This is a genomic window from Allobosea sp. NPDC055353, from assembly GCF_053644975.1.
On the sequence record NZ_JBSHMC010000001.1, the window covers coordinates 2,105,444 to 2,124,399 of the forward strand.

General features: G+C 66.7%; 16 protein-coding genes. 14 read left to right on the plus strand and 2 right to left on the minus strand.

Annotated elements, in window-relative coordinates; genetic code table 11:
- The first annotated feature begins 17 nt into the window (after positions 1 to 17).
- The 5 genes from proS (at position 18) to pncA (ending at position 8,389) form a co-directional block, all read left to right on the plus strand.
- Positions 18 to 1,349, plus strand: coding sequence for a proline--tRNA ligase (gene proS, locus ACWIEX_RS09705; protein WP_454032840.1), 1,332 nt, complete (start codon positions 18 to 20; stop codon positions 1,347 to 1,349).
- A 43-nt stretch (positions 1,350 to 1,392) separates the two neighbouring features.
- Positions 1,393 to 2,685: a lipoprotein-releasing ABC transporter permease subunit gene (locus ACWIEX_RS09710; protein WP_454032841.1), complete on the plus strand. Its 1,293-nt coding sequence runs from the start codon at positions 1,393 to 1,395 to the stop codon at positions 2,683 to 2,685.
- A 2-nt stretch (positions 2,686 to 2,687) separates the two neighbouring features.
- The gene (locus ACWIEX_RS09715) at positions 2,688 to 3,374 is read left to right on the plus strand and encodes an ABC transporter ATP-binding protein (RefSeq protein ID WP_454032842.1); all 687 of its coding nucleotides are present in this window, start codon (positions 2,688 to 2,690) and stop codon (positions 3,372 to 3,374) included.
- A gap of 900 nt (positions 3,375 to 4,274) precedes the next feature.
- Entirely contained in the window at positions 4,275 to 7,748 is a 3,474-nt protein-coding gene (dnaE, locus tag ACWIEX_RS09720; protein WP_454032843.1) for a DNA polymerase III subunit alpha, read from the plus strand.
- 14 nt (positions 7,749 to 7,762) lie between these two features.
- A complete protein-coding gene (gene pncA / locus ACWIEX_RS09725) occupies positions 7,763 to 8,389 on the plus strand; it encodes a bifunctional nicotinamidase/pyrazinamidase (RefSeq protein WP_454032844.1) in 627 nt (208 codons plus the stop codon).
- Between the two features lie 10 nt (positions 8,390 to 8,399).
- Here pncA and ACWIEX_RS09730 read toward each other — a convergent pair whose 3' ends face one another.
- Positions 8,400 to 9,554, minus strand: a complete 1,155-nt coding sequence (locus ACWIEX_RS09730; RefSeq protein ID WP_454032845.1) for a GGDEF domain-containing protein — start codon at positions 9,552 to 9,554, stop codon at positions 8,400 to 8,402.
- 206 nt (positions 9,555 to 9,760) lie between these two features.
- On the opposite strand from ACWIEX_RS09730, the gene ACWIEX_RS09735 reads away from it, so the two are divergent.
- The 4 genes from ACWIEX_RS09735 to pyrH all read left to right on the plus strand — a co-directional run bounded on the left by ACWIEX_RS09735 (position 9,761) and on the right by pyrH (position 13,443).
- The gene (locus ACWIEX_RS09735; RefSeq protein ID WP_454032846.1) at positions 9,761 to 10,153 is read left to right on the plus strand and encodes a pore-forming ESAT-6 family protein; all 393 of its coding nucleotides are present in this window, start codon (positions 9,761 to 9,763) and stop codon (positions 10,151 to 10,153) included.
- 298 nt (positions 10,154 to 10,451) lie between these two features.
- Positions 10,452 to 11,456 (plus strand): 30S ribosomal protein S2, encoded by a 1,005-nt coding sequence (locus ACWIEX_RS09740; protein ID WP_454032847.1) that lies wholly within the window; start codon positions 10,452 to 10,454, stop codon positions 11,454 to 11,456.
- 192 nt (positions 11,457 to 11,648) lie between these two features.
- Positions 11,649 to 12,572 carry a translation elongation factor Ts gene (tsf, locus tag ACWIEX_RS09745; protein WP_454032848.1) on the plus strand — a complete coding sequence of 308 codons (924 nt, stop codon included), beginning with the start codon at positions 11,649 to 11,651 and terminating at the stop codon, positions 12,570 to 12,572.
- A gap of 163 nt (positions 12,573 to 12,735) precedes the next feature.
- A complete protein-coding gene (gene pyrH / locus ACWIEX_RS09750; RefSeq protein WP_061968066.1) occupies positions 12,736 to 13,443 on the plus strand; it encodes a UMP kinase in 708 nt (235 codons plus the stop codon).
- A 163-nt stretch (positions 13,444 to 13,606) separates the two neighbouring features.
- On the opposite strand, the gene ACWIEX_RS09755 is transcribed toward pyrH, so the two are convergent.
- Positions 13,607 to 14,020 (minus strand): VOC family protein, encoded by a 414-nt coding sequence (locus ACWIEX_RS09755; RefSeq protein ID WP_454032849.1) that lies wholly within the window; start codon positions 14,018 to 14,020, stop codon positions 13,607 to 13,609.
- Positions 14,021 to 14,267: 247 nt separating this feature from the next.
- Between ACWIEX_RS09755 and frr the strand changes: the two genes are divergently transcribed.
- The 5 genes from frr (at position 14,268) to rseP (ending at position 18,855) form a co-directional block, all read left to right on the plus strand.
- Positions 14,268 to 14,831, plus strand: coding sequence for a ribosome recycling factor (frr, locus tag ACWIEX_RS09760; protein ID WP_291655479.1), 564 nt, complete (start codon positions 14,268 to 14,270; stop codon positions 14,829 to 14,831).
- Between the two features lie 75 nt (positions 14,832 to 14,906).
- Positions 14,907 to 15,665 carry an isoprenyl transferase gene (locus ACWIEX_RS09765; protein ID WP_454032850.1) on the plus strand — a complete coding sequence of 253 codons (759 nt, stop codon included), beginning with the start codon at positions 14,907 to 14,909 and terminating at the stop codon, positions 15,663 to 15,665.
- On the plus strand, positions 15,662 to 16,489 hold the full coding sequence (locus tag ACWIEX_RS09770; RefSeq protein ID WP_454032851.1) for a phosphatidate cytidylyltransferase: 828 nt from the start codon (positions 15,662 to 15,664) through the stop codon (positions 16,487 to 16,489). The genes ACWIEX_RS09765 and ACWIEX_RS09770 overlap by 4 nt, the downstream gene beginning before the upstream one ends.
- A 5-nt stretch (positions 16,490 to 16,494) precedes the next feature.
- Entirely contained in the window at positions 16,495 to 17,676 is a 1,182-nt protein-coding gene (gene dxr / locus ACWIEX_RS09775) for a 1-deoxy-D-xylulose-5-phosphate reductoisomerase (RefSeq protein ID WP_454032852.1), read from the plus strand.
- Between the two features lie 30 nt (positions 17,677 to 17,706).
- A complete protein-coding gene (rseP, locus tag ACWIEX_RS09780) occupies positions 17,707 to 18,855 on the plus strand; it encodes an RIP metalloprotease RseP (RefSeq protein WP_454032853.1) in 1,149 nt (382 codons plus the stop codon).
- The last annotated feature ends 101 nt before the right edge of the window (positions 18,856 to 18,956 follow it).

Sequence of the window (18,956 nt, forward strand, 5' to 3'; positions counted from 1 at the left end):
CTCCGACAGGTTTCCCGATGCGTCTTTCCCGCTATTTCCTGCCCCTCCTGCGCGATACGCCCAAGGAGGCCGAGATCGTCTCGCACCGGCTGATGCTGCGTGCCGGCATGATCCGCCAGCAGTCCGCGGGCATCTATTCCTGGCTGCCGCTCGGCCTGCGCGTGCTGAACAAGATCAGCAACGTCGTCCGCGAGGAGCAGAATCGCTCGGGCGCCATCGAGATCCTGATGCCGACCATCCAGTCGGCCGATCTCTGGCGCGAGAGCGGGCGCTACGAGGCCTATGGCAAGGAGATGCTGCGCATCAAGGACCGGCATGATCGCGACATGCTGTACGGGCCGACCAACGAGGAGATGGTCACCGAGATCGTCCGCTCCTACGTCAAGTCTTACAAGGACCTGCCGCTCAATCTCTACCACATCCAGTGGAAGTTCCGCGACGAGGTCCGTCCGCGCTTCGGCGTGATGCGCGGCCGCGAGTTCCTGATGAAGGACGCCTATTCCTTCGATCTCGACAAGGACGCGGCGCGCCACGCCTATAACCGCATGTTCACCGCCTATCTGCGCACCTTCACGCGGCTCGGCCTCAAGGCGATCCCGATGAAGGCCGATACCGGCCCGATCGGCGGCGATCTCAGCCATGAATTCATCGTGCTCGCCTCGACCGGCGAGAGCGAGGTCTTCTGTCACAGCGACTACCTCAACTTCGAGACGCCGGCGACCGATACCGATTTCGACGATGTCGCCGGCCTGCAGGGCGTCTTCGACAAATGGACGAGCCTCTACGCCGCGACCGAGGAGATGCACGACAAGGCCGCCTTCGAGGCAGTTCCCGAAGACAAGCGCGTCTCGGCGCGCGGCATCGAGGTCGGCCATATCTTCTATTTCGGCACGAAATATTCCGAGCCGATGGGCGCGACCGTGGCCGGGCCGGACGGCCAGCCGGTGCTGCTGCATGGCGGCTCCTACGGCATCGGCCCGAGCCGTCTTGTCGCCGCACTGATCGAGGCCGGGCATGACGATGCCGGTATCGTCTGGCCGGAGGAGATCGCGCCCTTCGACATCGCGGTGATCAATCTCAAGGTCGGCGACGCCGCGACCGATGGCGCGGCCGGACGCATCTACAAGGACCTGCTCGGCAAGGGCTATGACGCCGTGCTCGACGACACCGACGACCGGCCGGGCGCCAAGTTCGCGACGGCCGACCTGATCGGCGTGCCCTGGCAGATCATCGTCGGCCCGAAGGGGCTGGCCGAGGGCAAGGTCGAGATCAAGCGTCGCGCCGGTGGCGAACGTGAGCTCGTCTCGCTGGAAGCCGCGCTCGACCGCTTCAAGGGCAGGGCGGCGTGACGGCGAGCACCGTCATGAAGACGCACCTGATGGGAGCTGCCGTATGAGCGCCGTCGCCGACAGCGCCGAGGTCCCGACCGGAACCAAGGCCTTCGCCGGTTTCGAGTGGCTGCTCGCCGGGCGCTATCTGCGCACGCGCCGCCGCGAGGGCTTCGTCTCGGTCATCGCCGGCTTCTCCTTCCTCGGCATCATGCTCGGCGTCGCGACGCTGATCATCGTGATGTCGGTGATGAACGGCTTCCGGATCGAGCTGCTGAGCAAGATCGTCGGCGTGAACGGCCATATCTTCGCGACGCCGATCGACCGCCCGCTCGACGATTACGACAGCGTCGCGGCCAGGCTCGCCAAGATCCCCGGCATCAAGCTGGCGATTCCGCTGGTCGAAGGGCAGGCATTGGCCTCCTCGCAGACCGGCAACAACGGCGTGCTGGTGCGCGGCATACGCGAGAACGACATCAAGGCGATCCCCTTCATCGGCGGCAACATCAAGTCGGGCACGCTCGACGGCTTCGACGGCGGCACGCCCGGCGTCGCCATCGGCCGGCGCCTCGCCAATGCGCTGGGTATCCAGGCCGGCGACATGATGACCCTGGTTTCCCCACAGGGCGCCTCGACGCCCTTCGGTACGGCCCCGCGCATCAAGGCCTATCCGGTCAAGGCGATCTTCGAGATCGGCATGACCGAGTTCGACGGCACCTTCGTCTACATGCCGCTCGGTGAGGCCCAGGCCTATTTCAACCGCGACGGCGACGTGAACGTCATCGAGATCTTCGTCGACAATCCCGACAGGACCCAGGCCGTCCGCGACGCGATCGAGGCCGATGCGCCACGCCCGCTCGTGCTCTCCGACTGGCGCCAGAGGAACCGCTCGTTCTTCAACGCCCTGGAAGTCGAGCGGAACGTGATGTTCATCATCCTGACGCTGATCGTGCTGGTCGCGGCGCTGAACATCGTCTCCGGCCTGATCATGCTGGTGAAGGACAAGACCGCCGATATCGCGATCATGCGCACCATGGGCTGCACGCGCGGCACGGTGCTGCGCGTCTTCCTGATCACGGGGGCGGCGATCGGCGTCTTCGGCACGCTCGCCGGGCTCGCTCTCGGCATCGTCTTCGCCAAGAACATCAAGTCGATCATGGCGGCGCTGAACTGGATCACCGGCGCCAATCTCTGGGACCCGACCGTGCGCTTCCTCAGCGACATTCCCTCCGTCACCGATTGGAGCGAGGTCACCAGCGTGGTGCTGATGGCGCTGACTTTGTCGCTGCTGGCGACGCTCTACCCGGCCTGGAAGGCGGCACGCCTCGATCCGGTCGAAGCGCTGAGGATGGGTTGAGCATGGCACAGGAAATGCCCGCGCTCTTCCTTTCCCAGGTCGAGCGCTATTATCCGCAGAGCGATGCACCGCTCGAAGTGCTGCGCAAGGCCGATTTCGCGCTCTGGCCCGGCGAGGTCGTCGCGCTGGTGGCGCCGAGCGGCACCGGCAAGTCGACGCTGCTGCACGTCGCCGGCCTCTTGGAGAAGCCCGATTCCGGCGAGGTCTTCGTCGGCGGGCTCGCCACCACCAAGCTCGACGACAAGGGCCGTACGCGGCTGCGCCGCACCGAGATCGGCTTCGTCTACCAGTTCCACCATCTCCTGCCCGAGTTCACCGCGCTGGAGAACGTCGTGCTGCCGCAGCGCATCCGCGGCCTCGCGCGCAAGACCGCCGAGGAGCGGGCCACCGAATTGCTGACCTTCTTGGGCCTCGGCGAGCGGCTCGACCACCTGCCGGGCGAGTTGTCGGGCGGCGAGCAGCAGCGTGTCGCGATCGGCCGCGCCGTCGCCAACGGGCCGCGCCTGCTGCTGGCCGACGAACCCACGGGCAATCTCGACCCGCAGACCGCGCAGCATGTCTTCGGCACGCTGATGGCGCTGGCGCGGGCCTCGGGGCTGGCGGCGCTGATCGCGACGCATAACCTCGATCTCGCCCGCCAGATGGACCGGCAGGTCACGATCCGCGACGGGCTGGTCGTCAAGCTGTAGGCGGCTTGCGTCCGTCAGGTTATTTCTTACCAGCACTGCCTTTGTCATTCCGGGGCGGCCCGAAGGGTCGAACCCGGAACCCACGACCGGGTGAGGCATCTATTCCCGATTGCAGACGTTCATCCAGTCGTGGGTTCCGGGTTCGCGCCTGCGGCGCGCCCCGGAATGACAAGGATCGTCCTGGCAGGAACGATGTGGCTGCCGTCATGCTCGCCCTTGTGGCGAGCACTTGAACACGATCTTCGACCGACGAAGACGTGGATGGTCGGGACAAGCCCGACCATGACGGATGTGGATATCCCAAAGCGGCGAGACTGATCGCCACGACTTGCATCAGGGTGTCATTAGGGTTTCGTTAACCGCCGCGTCGAGTTCGCGCTGCCCGCTTCCGTATCGACATTGACGAGAACAAAACATGAACTAAACTGAACCTATCGCGAACACAGGAGGTTCTCATGACTGCAGCGCGTAAACTCGCAGCCGGCCTCGCCGAGATCGCCTCGCTCGGCGTCTTCCTCGGCATGATCTGGCTCTGGGCTGCCATCCTCTCCGGCCCACATGTCTGAGCACGGCAGGAGCCATCCACGGAGGCTGGGGATGTCGTCCGCGCGCTGATTGGCGCAGTACGGTTGTCATTCCGGGGCTTCGCGTAGCGGAGAACCCGGAACCCACGACCGGGTGAGCCGCTTGGTCCATGCGTGCGGGAGGCTCGCCCCGTCGTGGGTTCCGGGTTCGACCCTTCGGGCCGCCCCGGAATGACAAAGGGGTAATGCGGATCATTCGTAATCGTCCACATCACCCAGCCTTGAAGCCCTCGACGCAGGCCCCACCCAGAACGCATAAGAGGCGCATAAGGATCAGGGTCGACGAGTCGCCCGGTTGCGGCGGCGGGAGTGGGACATGAGCAGGGAAGCTGGCGAGGCGCGCGTTCTCCAGGAGATCGGCTTCGTCCACCTGCATGTCCATTCGAGCTACTCGCTGCTCGAAGGCGCGATGACGATCGCGACGCTCGCCAAGATGGCAGTGGCCGACGGTCAGCCCGCACTGGCGCTGACCGATACCGACAATCTCTTCGGCGGCCTCGAATTCTCCGAGAAGCTCGCGGGCTCGGGCCTGCAGCCCATCGTCGGCGTGCAGCTTTCAATCGATTTCGCCGACGAGGGCGAGGGCAGCCGCAAGCCGATGCAGCCGCAGCGCCTGCCGCATATCGTCCTGCTCGCCATGGACGAGGCCGGCTATGGCAACCTGATGAAGCTCGTCAGCGAGGCCGCGCTGGCGACCGGCGGCGCCGGCCAGCCGATCACCACGGTCGAACGCCTTGCCGCCTATAATGCCGGCCTGATCGCGCTGACTGGCGGGCAGGGCGGCCCGATCGATACTGCCCTGCGCCTCGGCCAGCTCCCGCAGGCAGCGTCGCGCCTCGCAACACTCGCCGGCATCTATGGCGACCGGCTCTATGTCGAGATCCAGCGCCATGGCGGCGACGGCGAGGCGGCGCGGGAGGCCCATCTCCTGCGCCTTGCCTACGATGCCGATCTGCCGATCGTCGCGACCAACGAGCCCTTCTTCGCCAAGCCCGCCGATTTCGACGCGCATGACGCGTTGCTGGCCGTAGCCGAAGGCCGCCTTGTTTCCGACGGCACGCGCCGCCGCGTCACGCCGGAGCACTACTTCGCCTCGCGCGCCGAGATGAAGAAGCGCTTCGCCGACCTGCCGGAGGCGCTGGCGAGCACGGTCGAGATCGCGATGCGTTGCCACTGGCGGGTCACCACCCGCAAGCCGATCCTGCCGCGCTTCGGCGAGGAGGGCCGCGACGAGGCCGAAGAACTCCAGGAGCAGGCGCGCGCCGGCCTTGTCGCCCGGCTCGCCAAGCACGGCCCGGCCGAGGGCTTCAGCGTCGAGGATTATGAGAAACGGCTCGATTTCGAGCTCTCGATCATCACCCGAATGAAGTTTCCGGGCTACTTCCTGATCGTCTCGGACTTCATCAAATGGGCGAAGAACCACGACATTCCGGTCGGGCCGGGCCGCGGCTCGGGTGCGGGCTCGCTCGTCGCCTATGCGCTGACCATCACCGACGTCGATCCGCTGCGCTTCGGCCTGCTCTTCGAGCGCTTCCTCAATCCCGACCGCGTCTCGATGCCCGACTTCGACATCGACTTCTGCCAGAACCGGCGTGAAGAGGTGATCGAATACGTCAAGCATCATTACGGGCAGGAGCGCGTCGCGCAGATCATCACCTTCGGTACGCTGCTTGCCCGCGGCGTGCTGCGCGACGTCGGCCGCGTGCTGGAAATGCCCTATGGCCAGGTCGACAAGCTGACCAAGCTCGTGCCGCAGAACCCGGCCAAGCCGATCTCGCTGAAGGATGCGATCGAGGGCGAGCCGAAGCTGCAGCAGGCGGCCGAGGAGGAACCGATCGTTGCGCGGCTCCTCGAAATTGGCCAGAAGCTGGAAGGGCTTCACCGCCATGCTTCGACTCACGCCGCAGGCGTGGTGATCGGCGACCGGCCGCTCGAACAGCTCGTCGCGCTCTCGGTCGATTCGCGCACCGGCATGCGCGTCACCCAGTTCAACATGAAATGGGTCGAGCAGGCCGGCTTGGTGAAGTTCGACTTCCTCGGCCTGAAGACGCTGACGACGCTGACGACCGCGGTCAAGCTCATCGCCCAGCGCGACATCCATATCGACCTCGCACAATTGCCCTTCGACGACCCCACCACCTACGCCATGCTGGCTCGCGGCGAGACGGTCGGCGTGTTCCAGGTGGAATCGGTCGGCATGCGCAAGGCGCTGGTCGAGATGAAGGCCGACCGGATCGAGGACCTGATTGCGCTGGTGGCGCTCTACCGCCCGGGCCCGATGGACAACATCCCGACCTATTGCCGCCGCAAGCTCGGGCTGGAAGACCCGACCTATCTTCATCCCGGCATGGAGCCCTGGCTGCGCGAGACCCACGGCATCATCGTCTACCAGGAACAGGTGATGCAGGTGGCGCAGGCGCTCTCGGGCTATTCGCTCGGCGAAGCCGACCTGCTGCGCCGCGCCATGGGCAAGAAGATCAAGGCGGAGATGGACGCCCAGCGCGACCGCTTCGTGAAGGGCGCCATCGACGGCGGCATCAAGAAGGACGTCGCCTCCGAGATCTTCGACCTGCTCGCCAAGTTCGCCGATTACGGCTTCAACAAGAGCCACGCGGCGGCCTATGCCATCGTCGCCTTCCAGACCGCCTATCTCAAGGCGAATTACCCGGTCGAGTTCCTGGCGGCGTCGATGACGCTCGACATGGGCAACACCGACAAGCTCTCGGAATTCCGCCGCGATGCCGAGCGGCTCGGCATCAAGGTCGAGCGGCCGGCGATCAACCAGTCCGGCGTCGAGTTCGACGTGGCCGACGGCAAGATCTTCTACGCGCTCGGCGCCATCAAGGGCGTCGGCACGGCGGCGGTGGAATCGCTGGTGGCGGCGCGGCAGGCCGCCGGTCCGTTCCGCGACCTCGCTGATCTCGCCCGCCGCATCGACACAAGGCTCGTCAACCGCCGCACGCTGGAAGCGCTCATCGCCGCCGGCGCGCTCGACGAGCTGGAGGCGGATCGTGCGCGGGCGGTCGCGGCGCTCGACGGCATGCTGGCGCTCTCCAACCGCACCCGCGACGAGGCGGCGGCCGGGCAGTTCGACCTGTTGAGCGGAGGCGTCGTGCAGGAAGCCTTCCGCATCCCGCAGGTCGAGCCCTGGGCGCCGGCCGAGAAGCTCAGGCGCGAGCACGAGGCGGTCGGCTTTTTCCTCTCCGGCCACCCGCTCGACGATTACGAGCATGTGTTGAAGCGCCTGCGCGTGCAGCGCTATGCCGATTTCGCCCAAACCGTGCGCGCCAACGGCACCGGCGTCGGCAAGGTCGCGGTCTCCGTCATCGACAAGTCCGAGCGGCGCACCAAGTCCGGCTCCAAGATGGGCATCGTCAATCTGTCGGACCCGAGCGGCCAGTTCGAGGCCGTGCTGTTCTCGGAAGGGTTGATGAAGCTGCGCGATCTGCTGGAGCCGGGCAGGGCGCTGGTGTTGCGTCTCTCCGCCGTGCTCGACGGCGAAGAGGTGCGTCCGCGCATCGAGGACGCCGAGGAGCTCGATGATCTCGCCGCGCGCCAGAAGCAGGATCTCGTCGTCTATCTGCGCGACGAGAAAGCGGTAGCTTCGATCGCCGAGCGCATCCGCCCGCGCGAGGCCGTGCGCGCCGAGGGCAAGGTCTCGATCGTCATGATCATCGACGACGGTGCGCAGGAGGTCGAGATCGAGCTGCCCGGCAAGTTCCCGGTCAACCAGCAGATCGCCAATGCCGTGCGCGCCGCGCCCGGCGTGGTCGATGTCAGGCTGCAATAGGAGCGAGGGTCTGTATGAACGACGACCGGACCGTGCTGCTCGTCGTCGACGTCCAGAACGATTTCTGTCCCGGCGGCAGTCTCGCGGTGCAGGGCGGCGACGCGGTCGTTCCAGTTATCAACGCGCTCGGGCGCCGCTTCCGCCATGTCGTGCTGACGCAGGACTGGCACCCGGCCGGCCATGCCTCCTTCGCCTCCAGCCATCCCGGCCGCAAGCCCTTCGAGACGATCGGGCTGGCCTATGGCCCGCAGGTGCTCTGGCCGGATCATTGCGTGCAGGGCTCGACCGGGGCCGCCTTTCATGCGGGGCTTGACCTGCCCCATGCCGAGGCGATCATCCGCAAGGGCTTTCGCCCAGACATCGACAGCTATTCCGGCTTCGTCGAGGCCGACCGCCGGACGCGAACGGGGCTGGAAGGCTATCTGCGCGAGCACGGCATCGCGAAGGTCGTCATCGCCGGCCTCGCCACCGATTTCTGCGTGAACTGGACGGCGCAGGATGCCGCCCGCGCCGGCTTCGAGACGGTGGTGGTCGAGGACGCCTGCCGGGCGATCGATCTCGACGGCTCGCTCGACAGGGCCTGGGCGGACATGGCCGCGGCCGGGGTCAGGCGCGTCAGCGCCGCCACCCTGCCGCTGTGACGCGGGGGCTTCAGGCCGCCGGCTTGAGCTGCGCCTGGACCCGGTCCCGCCCGAGCCGTTTGGCGCGGTAGAGCGCCTCGTCCGCCTCGACCAGAAGCTCATCGAGCGCGCGCCCGTCGAGTTCGATCTCCGCGACGCCGATGCTGAGCGTGGGCTGCAGCCGGGCCTCGGCGAGATCCGCGATCTTGTCGCGGAAGGCGTTGCGGATGCGTTCCGCCACCCGGACCGCTTCCCTGACGCCGACATCGGGAAGGATGATCGCGAATTCGTCGCCGCCCTGGCGGGCGAGAATGTCGGTGCTGCGCAATTGCTCCCGCACCGCACCGGTGAAGAGGCGCAGAAGCCGGTCGCCGGCTGCATGGCCGAGCGTGTCGTTGAGCCGCTTGAAATGGTCGATATCGACGAGCAGGAGCGCGGCCCGCCGCTCCCCGCGCGATTGCTGCGCCAGCCATTGCTCCAGGCCGGAACGGTTCATCGCGCCCGTCAATGAATCGCGCCGGGCCAGGGTTGCCAGCATCCGGTTGCTGCGCTCGGCGGCGAGCAGGAGCAGGGCCTGGCCTCTCAGGATGACAAAGGCCACGCCGGTTGCTGCGAGCCAGCCGGTCGCTCCCGGATCCGCCGGGAACAGCGTCGTGCCGACCTGGTCCAGCGCCGCCAGGGCGATGCGTCCGGCATAGATCGCGACTGTCGGGGCGAACAGCGCGGCCAGCAGCCAGGCCGAGCGCAGTCCCTCCTGGCGGCCGAGCCGGACGGCCTCGCGCACGATGGCGGCGTCGCAGAGCGCCATGACCGTCGCCACGACCATGACGCGCGTGGAATAACCATCGGTGCCCGGTGACAGCGCGAGCAACGTCCAGCTGCCGAGAAGCATCATGCCGAACCCGAACCAGTTGAGCTCCCGGCCAGCGAAACTGCGAATCCCCAGAAGCAGCAGCAGGCAGCCGGCCAGCAGCGCCGTGTTCGCGAACTCGATCGAGACGATATCGGGGATCGTGCCGCGGAAGGCTGCGCCCAGCAGGCCGGTGCCGATGCACAGGCTGCTGACACCCCACCAGACGGGGCTGCGGGTGAAGCGGCCGGTGGCGAAGGTCATCAACTGCATCACGCCGATGATGAAGCAGGTGAGCGCGCCCGTGACGAAGATCGTTCTCAGGTCGAGAATCACGCCGATGTCGACCTCCCATGGTCGTTTCGGCGAGTGAGTATATCTAACGTTACGTCATCTTGTTTCGACTGCGAATCTCGCCCACGAGGTTGGGCCCGCCCCGGCGTTCCAGGTTGCCCGGCCCGGCTGCGCACGCTAGGCAGATCGAGGTAGGGGGACGTGCGTCTTGGCATGCTTGAGAACATGATAGCTTGAGGATATTCCCCATGAACTTTTATAAGTCGTTGATGGCCGTCTCTGCGGCCGCGTTTTTGGGCTCGGTCGCCCCATCCTTCGCCCAGACGCAGGCCGACCAGCTCAAGGTCGCCTATCAGGCCGCCCGCAATCAGCTCGGCATCCTCGGCTATTGTGCCGACAAGGGGTACACCGACGCTGCCGCGGCCGATGTCCAGAAGAAGCTGGTCGCGATGATTCCCGCGCCGTCCGACGTCAGCGGCGGCGATACCGCCGAGGCTGCCGGCCGCAAGGGCAAGATCTCCGCGATGGGCATGGAGCAGGACATCGAGGTCATCGCCAAGGCGCAGAACGGCACGCCGGCGACCTTTTGCAAGCAGATCGGCGATCTCGTGAAGCAGATGGGCGCCAAGCTGCCGCAGTAAGGCGAGGCGGCCTCGGCATCTGTCCGGGGTTGAATGTGATCTGATCAGGAATAAGCGCCGTCATTCGGGGGCAAGCCCGGAATGACGGCGCATTTCAATTTGAGGGCCGTGGGCGTCTTTGCGGTGAAACCGGCAATTTCCCGGCCGTGCCGGCTTGCAATGCTGCGCCATCCCCTGTAAGGCGCAGCCCATCCCACATGGAGCGCATCGCCTCGATTTCCGAGGCGTTCCGGTGACGTGGCAGCTCATGCCCTGTTCATTCGCGCTCCAGAGGCTCAACCGGAAGGACTAGAACACCATGGCTCTGCCTGATTTCTCCATGCGCCAGCTCCTCGAGGCCGGTGCCCATTTCGGCCACCAGGCCCATCGCTGGAACCCCAAGATGTCCCCGTACATCTTCGGCGTCCGCAACAACATCCACATCCTCGACCTGTCGCAGTCGGTGCCGATGCTGCATCGCGCCCTCCAGGCCGTGTCGGACACCGTCGCCCGCGGCGGCCGCGTCCTCTTCGTCGGCACCAAGCGCCAGGCGCAGGATGCCATCGCCGATGCCGCCAAGCGCTCGGCCCAGTACTACGTCAACTCCCGCTGGCTCGGCGGCATGCTGACCAACTGGAAGACCATCTCGGCTTCGATCCAGCGCCTGCGCAAGGTCGACGAGCTGCTCAACGCCGGTGGCGGTTCGGGCCTGACCAAGAAGGAGCGCCTGATGCTGTCGCGTGAGCGCGACAAGCTCGAGAAGGCTCTCGGCGGCATCAAGGACATGGGCGGCACGCCGGACATGATCTTCGTGATCGACACCAACAAGGAAGCGCTCGCGATCAAGGAGGCCCAGCGCCTCGGCATCCCGGTCGCCGCGATCGTCGACTCGAACTCGGATCCGGACGGCATCACCTTCCCGGTCCCGGCCAATGACGACGCCGGCCGCGCCATCCAGTTCTATTGCGACCTGATCGCCCGCTCGGCGATCGACGGCATCGGCCGCGCCTCGGGCGACCAGGGCATCGATGTCGGCGCCGCCGAGGCGCCGGTCGTGGAAGAGGCTCTCGAGCCGGTTGCCGCCGAAGGCGGGGTCTTCGAGACGCTGACCACCCCGCGTGGCGCTCCGGACGACCTGACCAAGCTCTCGGGCATGGGCCCCGATGCGGTCCAGAAGCTGAACGACGGCGGCATCTACCACTTCTGGCAGATCGCTGCGATGTCGCCGGCCGACGTGACCAGGATCGACCATGATCTGAAGCTCGGCGGCAAGATCGAGCGCGAGGGCTGGGTCGCCCAGGCTCGCGAACTCGCCGACGCGTAATTCGGTTTGCCCTTGCGGCGCGTCATCGGCGCGTCGCAATCGAGCCTCTCGTTTGACGCCGGCTCTGAGAAGTTGAGAGGACGCCGACGGCCGGAAACGGAGCGTCGGCGTTTCCCCATGAAGGCGTCCGCATAAATCCGATCCGCGGCCGGCCCCAGGGCCAGCGCCGCACCGACAGCAAGGACAAGACAGATGGCAGCGATCACCGCCGCAATGGTGAAGGAACTCCGCGACAAGACCGGCGCGGGCATGATGGACTGCAAGACCGCCCTTTCGGCGAACGACGGCAACATGGAGGCCGCCGTCGACTGGCTGCGCGCCAAGGGCCTGTCGAAGGCCGCCAAGAAGGCCGGCCGCGTCGCCGCCGAGGGCCTCGTCGCCGTCTCGGTGCAGGGCAATGAGGGCGTCGTCGTCGAGGTGAACTCCGAGACCGACTTCGTCGCGCGCAACCCGGAATTCCAGGCGCTTGCCAAGACCATCGCCGATGTCGCGCTGGAGCGCGGCGGCGACGTCGAGGCGCTGCTCGGTCATCATTACCCGGGCGGCGGCTCCGTCCAGGACGCGATCGCCAACGCGATCGCCACCATCGGCGAGAACATGACGCTGCGCCGCGTTTCCGCGCTCAAGGTCTCCTCGGGCCTGATCGGTTCCTATGTCCACGGCGCGATCGCCGATGGTCTCGGCAAGATCGGCGTCATCGTCGCGCTGGAATCGACCGGCAAGTCGGATGAGCTCGCCGCGCTCGGCCGCCAGCTCGCCATGCATGTCGCGGCGACCAATCCCGTCGCGCTCGACCTTGCCTCCGTCGCCCCGGACGTTCTGGAGCGCGAGAAGGCGATCCTGGCCGAGAAGAACGCCGGCAAGCCCGAGCATGTCCTGGCCAAGATCACCGAGAGCGGCCTGAAGAGCTACGCCAAGGAATACTGCCTGCTCGAGCAGGCCTATATCCATGACGGCTCGAAGTCGGTCGCGCAGGTCCTCAAGGAAATCGAGGGCAAGGTCGGCGCTCCGGTCACGCTCACCGGCTTCGCCCGCTTCGCGCTGGGCGAGGGCATCGAGAAGGAAGAGCAGGACTTCGCGGCCGAGGTCGCTGCCGCCGGCGGCACCACGGGCTGACAAGCTCTGTCAAAGCATTTTCGAGCGAAGTGGATACCGGTTCGCTTGCAGAAAATGCGATAAGACATGAATGACAGAAAGGCCGCGCATCGCGCGGCCTTTTTTGTAGGAAGATAGGGCTGCGTCGAATCGCGGCCGGCCCCAGCAAGACGGAGAGACATCTATGAGACCCCAACGCGTTCTCGTGAAGCTCTCCGGTGAAGCCCTGGCGGGACCTGTCGGAAACGGGCTCGACGGCGTCACGCTGACGGCGCTCGCCGCCGACATTGCCCATGCTTCGCGCGAAGGCGTCGAGATCGGCATCGTCGTCGGCGGCGGCAACTTCTTCCGCGGCGTCCAGGGCCTGAACAAGGGGCTCGACCGCACCACCGCCGATTCGATCGGCATGCTCGGCACCGTGATGAACGCGCTCGCCCTGGAGCATTCGATCGAGGCGGCCGGCGCCCCGGCGCGCGCCATGTCGGCGGTGCCGATGCCTTCGCTCTGCGAGAGCTATGCCCGGAAGCGCGCGCTCGATCATCTCAGCAACGGCAAGGTCGTCATCCTAGGCGGCGGCACCGGTAACCCGTATTTCACCACGGATACCGGCGCGGCCCTGCGCGCGGCCGAGCTCGGCTGCAGCCACCTGCTCAAGGCGACGCAGGTCGATGGCGTCTACAGCGCCGATCCGAAGAAGGACCCGGCCGCGACCCGCTACGACACGCTGACTCATGAAGATGCGATCAAACGCGACCTCAAGGTGATGGATACCGCCGCCTTCGCGCTCGCCCGCGACGCGAGCCTGACCATCGTCGTCTTCTCGATCGCCGAACCGGGCATGCTGGCGGCGGTCCTGCGCGGCGAGGGCAGGGCGACTTACGTCACGCCCTGAGCGGGCGCTGCGTCGGGCCTGCTGTCCCGACGCACCACTGCCGTCATTGCGAGGAGCGGAGCGACGCGGCAATCCAGGGGGACCGGGTCGAACGTCTCACCCAGTCCCCCTGGATTGCGTCGCCGCGCTCGCAATGACGGTGAAAGCCTGAACCGTGGAGCCCTCAATAAATCCGCCACAGGCGGGGCGTCGCCAGTTCGAGGAGATGCCCGTCGGGATCGCGGAAATACAGGCTCGTGCTGCCGCGCTCCCATTGCATGCGCCCTTCCACGGCGATGTCGAGCTCACTGAGCTTGGCTTCCCAGGCCGGAAGCTCTTCGGTGTCGATCGCGAAGGCGATGTGCAGCGGTCCGCTGCCGTCATGCGGCGGGATGGTTCCCCCGGCTGCGCTCTGGGTCTGGAGCGAGGCGCCACGCAGGAACAGCAGCAGCACGTTCGATCCGCCGATATCATAGGCGAACAGGGTCTTGGTCTTGAGCAGGGGTGCGAGACCGAGCTTGTCCTCGTAGAAGGCGCGGGCGCGGTCGAGGTCGTCGACATAGAGCGCGGTCTCGATGATGCGGTTGAGGCGAGGCACGTCTTTTCTCCGTGGTTCCCTGTTCCGGTGCAGGCCTGCGGCCGTGCCCGTCCACATAACGGACATGGTCATCCCGCGGTCGCCGAACAGGGGATGGAGCTGCGGTTCGGCCATGTTCGGCGCGCATCGACGCTTTTCCCTTGCTCATCGCCGGGGAAAATGCTGTTCGAGGATGTAATCTTGACCCTGCGCGGCCCCGCCGCCATGGTCTCGCCGATTTTGAATTACCTGCAAGGTCCCGATTGAAATGGCCCAGACGACGTTCGACCTCGCCGACATCAAGCGCCGCATGGCCGGTGCGGTGCAGTCCTTCAAGGGTGATCTCGCCTCGCTGCGCTCCGGCCGCGCCTCCGCCAACATGCTCGACCCGATCATGGTCGAGGCCTATGGCGCCCGCACGCCGCTGAGCCAGCTCGCCACCGTCTCCGTACCGGAGCCGCGCCTGCTCAGCGTCCAGGTCTGGGACCGCTCGATGGTCCAGGCCGTCGACAAGGCGGTGCGCGAATCCGATCTCGGCCTCAACCCGCAGACGGAAGGCCAGGTCCTGCGCATCCGCATCCCGGAGCTCAACGAGCAGCGCCGCAAGGAGATGGTCAAGGTCGCGCATAAATATGCCGAGGAGGCCAAGATCTCGGTGCGCCATGTCCGCCGCGACGGCATCGACGTCGTCAAGAAGCTCGAGAAGGACGGCGACATGACCAAGGACGACGCCGCCCGCAATTCCGATCTGGTCCAGAAGGCGACGGACCAGCATATCGCCGAGATCGACCAGGCTCTGGCGGCGAAGGAAAAGGAAATCCTGCACGTCTGATCGCCTGGACGTTCGATTTCCCGCGCGGGGGACCTCCCGCGCTCCTTCGGCCGCAGCCGAGCGAGGCTCATCCGCATGTCATCCGGTCAGCGCGACGCAGGCGTGTCCAACCCGGCTCATGTCGCCATCATCATGGACGGCAACGGGCGCTGGGCGCAGATGCGCGGGCTGCCGCGGCAGGAGGGCCATCGCCGCGGGCTGGAGGCGCTGCGCCGCACGGTCCGCAATGCCAGCGACCTCGGCATCCAGGTCCTGACGCTCTATAGTTTCTCGACCGAGAACTGGCGCCGTCCCCATGCGGAAGTCTCCTTCCTGATGGGGTTGCTCAAGCATTTCGTCGAGAAGGATCTCGCCGAACTCTCCGCCGCCAATGTCCGGGTGCGCATCATCGGCAGCCGGGACGATCTCGCAACCGACCTGCGCCGCCTTGTCGAGCATGCCGAGACCAGCACCCGTGGCAATACCGGTCTCGTGCTGGTGATCGCCTTCAATTACGGCTCCCGCGACGAGATCATGCGTGCGACACGCCGCCTGGCGGCTGACGTCGCTGCGGGGCGGATCGACCCGGCCGCGATCGACGAGTCTGCGATCGCCGGCCGCCTCGACACCCACGACCTTCCGGATCCCGAGCTGGTCATCCGGACCTCGGGCGAGACCCGCATCTCGAACTTCCTGCTCTGGCAGGCCGCCTATGCCGAGTTCATCTTCACCCCGGTGATGTGGCCCGATTTCGACCGGGCCGCCTTCGAGGAGGCTCTGGCGCAGTATCGTCAGCGCGAGCGGCGTTTCGGCGGTCTTGCCGCCCCCTCCGACCGCAGCGTGGGCGTCGCGTGAATGAGCCGGGCGCCTCTGCGCCGCGATCCGGCTCCGAGCTGAGGCTCAGGGTCGCTTCGGCGCTGGTCCTGGGCGCGCTGATCCTGCTCGTCACGATCTGGGGCGGTTGGCCCTTCCGGCTGGTCTGGATCCTGGTTGCCGGGTTCGTCGCCTATGAGTGGCTCGCGATCATCGGCCGCGGCAATGCGATCCCGGCGGGGATCGCGGTGGTCGCCGCCGGCCTGGCGCTGTCCTTTTCCCCTGCAAGTCCGGCGGCGCTTGCGGGCACCGCCTCGGCCATAGCGCTCCTGGGAGCGCTTGCGACGCCCTTCGTGCGCTCGCGTCTGGCGCTGGAGCTCTGTGGCGTCGCCTATGCGCTGGCCTTTGCGCTGGTCACGCCGGCGCTGCGCGATCTCGCCGGAATAGGCCTTGCCCTGATCCTGTGGAGCTTTGCCGTCGTCTGGCTCACCGATATCGCCGCCTATTTTACCGGCCGCAAGCTCGGTGGCCCGAAGCTGATGCCGGCCGTCAGCCCGAAGAAGACCTGGTCGGGGGCGATCGGCGGCGCCGTGGCCGGGATGATCGGCGGCTACCTCGTCTGGCGATGGATGCCGGCGCTGCAAGGCATGACGGCGGCCGGGCCGGTGGTTGCCGCCTCGTTCGCCGGCTCGGTCGTCAGCCAGGCCGGAGACCTGTTCGAATCCGCCCTGAAACGCCGCTTCGATGCCAAGGATTCGAGCAGGCTGATCCCGGGCCATGGCGGCTTCCTCGATCGGCTCGATGGCTATTGGGCCGTGCTGGTGCTCGCCGGCTTTGCGCTCTTCGCCTTGCACATCAACGTCTGAGACCGATGTCCTTGCGCAGCGTCACGCTTCTGGGAGCGACCGGCTCCGTGGGACGCTCGGTCCGCGACGTCGTCGCCGAGAATCCCCAACGCCTCTCGATCGCGACCGTTGTCGGCGGCCGGGATGCGCAGGCGCTGGCCCGGACCGCGATCGAGGTGGGCGCATCCTTTGCCGCGCTCGCCGATGCTGCCGGCGGCGAAGCACTGAAGCAGGCGCTCTCCGGCACGGGCATCGCCAGCGGGGCAGGGCGTTCCGCCGTGCTGGAGGCGGTCGACCGCCCGGCCGATATCGTCGTCAGCGCGATTTCCGGCGCGGCCGGGCTGGAGGCAACCTTCGCCGCGCTCCTGCCCGGGCGGACGATCGCGCTCGCCAACAAGGAGAGCCTGGTCTGTGCCGGCGAAGCCGTGATGGCACGCGCGGCCGAGGTCGGAGCCCGCCTGCTGCCGCTCGATTCCGAGCACAACGCCCTGTTCCAGGTTCTGGGCGGCGAACCCCTCGCCTCGGTCCGCAGCATGACGCTGACGGCCTCCGGCGGCCCGTTCCGGACCTGGAGCGCTGAGCGTATCGCTGCGGCGACCCCCGAGCAGGCGCTGAAGCACCCGAACTATGCGATGGGCGCCAAGATCACGATCGACTCCGCCAGCATGATGAACAAGGGGCTGGAGCTGATCGAGGCCCGCTTCCTGTTCGATCTGAAACCCGATCAGCTCGATGTGCTCGTCCATCCCCAGCAGATCGTCCATGGCCTCGTGACCTTCCGCGACGGCTCGGTCAGCGCCGGCATGGCGGTGCCGGACATGCGGGTCGCAGCGGCGCATTGCCTCGGCATCGACGGCCGCCTCGACGCACCGCCTCAGCGCTTCCTCGATCTCGCTCTGGCGGCGCCGCTGAGCTTCGAGCGGCCCGATCTCGTCCGCTTCCCGGCGCTCGGCCTCGCTATCGCCGCTTTGCGCGAGGGCGGCGCCATGCCGGCCGTGCTCAATGCCGCCAACGAGGTCGCCGTCGCCGCCTTCCTGGAGAGGCGGCTTGGCTTCCCGGCTATCGCCGCGCTGGTGGAAGCGGTCTGCGCGGCCTCTTCCGCCGGGTCGGAGGTGCCGCGCGACGTCGCTTCCGCGCTCGCCATTGACCAAGATTCGAGACGGCGGGCTGCCTCGCTCTTGTCGCAAGCTCGGTTCACTGTCACCTAGAGGCTGACACGGACCGTGGGGGATAGTTTGATGGAATTCGCAGCATCGCTCTGGAATGCCGGGCATTTCCTGCTCGGCTATCTGCTGCCGTTCCTGTTCGTCCTGACCACCGTCGTTTTCGTCCATGAGCTCGGGCATTTCCTCGTCGGCCGCTGGTGCGGGGTCGACGTCAAGACGTTCTCGATCGGCTTCGGCCGCGAGCTCTTCGGCTTCAACGACCGGCATGGCACGCGCTGGCGCTTCGCGCTGATTCCGCTCGGCGGCTACGTCAAGTTCTCGGGCGACGCCGACGCCTCCAGCGCGCCCGACGATGAGGCGGTGAACCGAATGTCGGCGCAGGAGCGGGCGCGCTCGTTCCCCGCGCAGTCGCTCGGCGAGCGGGCGGCGATCGTGGCCGCCGGCCCGATCGCGAATTTCCTGCTGGCGATCGTGATCTTCGCCGGCTCGACCTTCTTCTTCGGCAAGCAGGTGCTGATCCCGCGCGTTGACGCCGTCGTCGCCGGCAGCGCGGCGGAGCGGGCCGGCCTGAAGGCGGGCGACATCGTGATCGCCATCGACGGCCAGTCGGTCGGCAGCTTCTCCGACATGCAGCGCATCGTCTCGATCCGGCCCGACGAGCGTCTCGAGGTTTCCGTGGAGCGCGACGGCGGCACGCTCACCGTGCCGGTGACGCCGGCGCTCACCGAGATAAAGACCAAGCTCGGCACGCAGCGCATCGGCGTGATCGGCGTCAAGGCTTCGCCGCGTCCCGAGGATTGGAAGACGCAGCGATTCGGATTGCTCGACTCCACCAAGGCCGGCTTTACCGAGACCTGGTTCGTCGTGACGCGGACCTACGACTACGTCGCCAAGCTGGTGACCGGCCGCGAATCCACCGACCAGCTCTCCGGTCCGATTCGGATCGCGCAGGTCTCCGGCATCGTCGCTTCGAGCAGCGGGCTGCTCGGGCTGATCAATCTTGCCGCGATCCTCTCGGTCTCGATCGGCCTGATGAATCTCGTGCCGGTTCCCATGCTCGATGGCGGGCACCTGCTGTTCTATCTCTATGAGGCGCTGCGCGGCCGGCCCTTGAGCCCGCGCGCGCAGGAAATCGGCTTCCGGCTGGGTCTCGCGCTCGTGCTGATGCTGATGCTGTTCGTGACCTGGAACGACATCGTTCACGTCCGCGGTCTGCTCTGAAACCGGCTTGCGGAAGGCACTTTGCGGCGGAAAAACGGCACGTTGCGTGGCCCGGCGGCAACGAGATTTCTAAAAACGCTTTATTAACGATGATCGCGGTT

Bases quoted from the DNA above. Each gene is read 5' to 3' on its own strand.
- proS (WP_454032840.1), top strand. From the start codon at position 18: ATGCGTCTTTCCCGCTATTTCCTGCCCCTCCTGCGCGATACGCCCAAG.
- ACWIEX_RS09710 (WP_454032841.1), top strand. From the start codon at position 1,393: ATGAGCGCCGTCGCCGACAGCGCCGAGGTCCCGACCGGAACCAAGGCC.
- ACWIEX_RS09715 (WP_454032842.1), top strand. From the start codon at position 2,688: ATGGCACAGGAAATGCCCGCGCTCTTCCTTTCCCAGGTCGAGCGCTAT.
- dnaE (WP_454032843.1), top strand. From the start codon at position 4,275: ATGAGCAGGGAAGCTGGCGAGGCGCGCGTTCTCCAGGAGATCGGCTTC.
- pncA (WP_454032844.1), top strand. From the start codon at position 7,763: ATGAACGACGACCGGACCGTGCTGCTCGTCGTCGACGTCCAGAACGAT.
- ACWIEX_RS09735 (WP_454032846.1), top strand. From the start codon at position 9,761: ATGAACTTTTATAAGTCGTTGATGGCCGTCTCTGCGGCCGCGTTTTTG.
- ACWIEX_RS09740 (WP_454032847.1), top strand. From the start codon at position 10,452: ATGGCTCTGCCTGATTTCTCCATGCGCCAGCTCCTCGAGGCCGGTGCC.
- tsf (WP_454032848.1), top strand. From the start codon at position 11,649: ATGGCAGCGATCACCGCCGCAATGGTGAAGGAACTCCGCGACAAGACC.
- pyrH (WP_061968066.1), top strand. From the start codon at position 12,736: ATGAGACCCCAACGCGTTCTCGTGAAGCTCTCCGGTGAAGCCCTGGCG.
- frr (WP_291655479.1), top strand. From the start codon at position 14,268: ATGGCCCAGACGACGTTCGACCTCGCCGACATCAAGCGCCGCATGGCC.
- ACWIEX_RS09765 (WP_454032850.1), top strand. From the start codon at position 14,907: ATGTCATCCGGTCAGCGCGACGCAGGCGTGTCCAACCCGGCTCATGTC.
- dxr (WP_454032852.1), top strand. From the start codon at position 16,495: ATGTCCTTGCGCAGCGTCACGCTTCTGGGAGCGACCGGCTCCGTGGGA.
- rseP (WP_454032853.1), top strand. From the start codon at position 17,707: ATGGAATTCGCAGCATCGCTCTGGAATGCCGGGCATTTCCTGCTCGGC.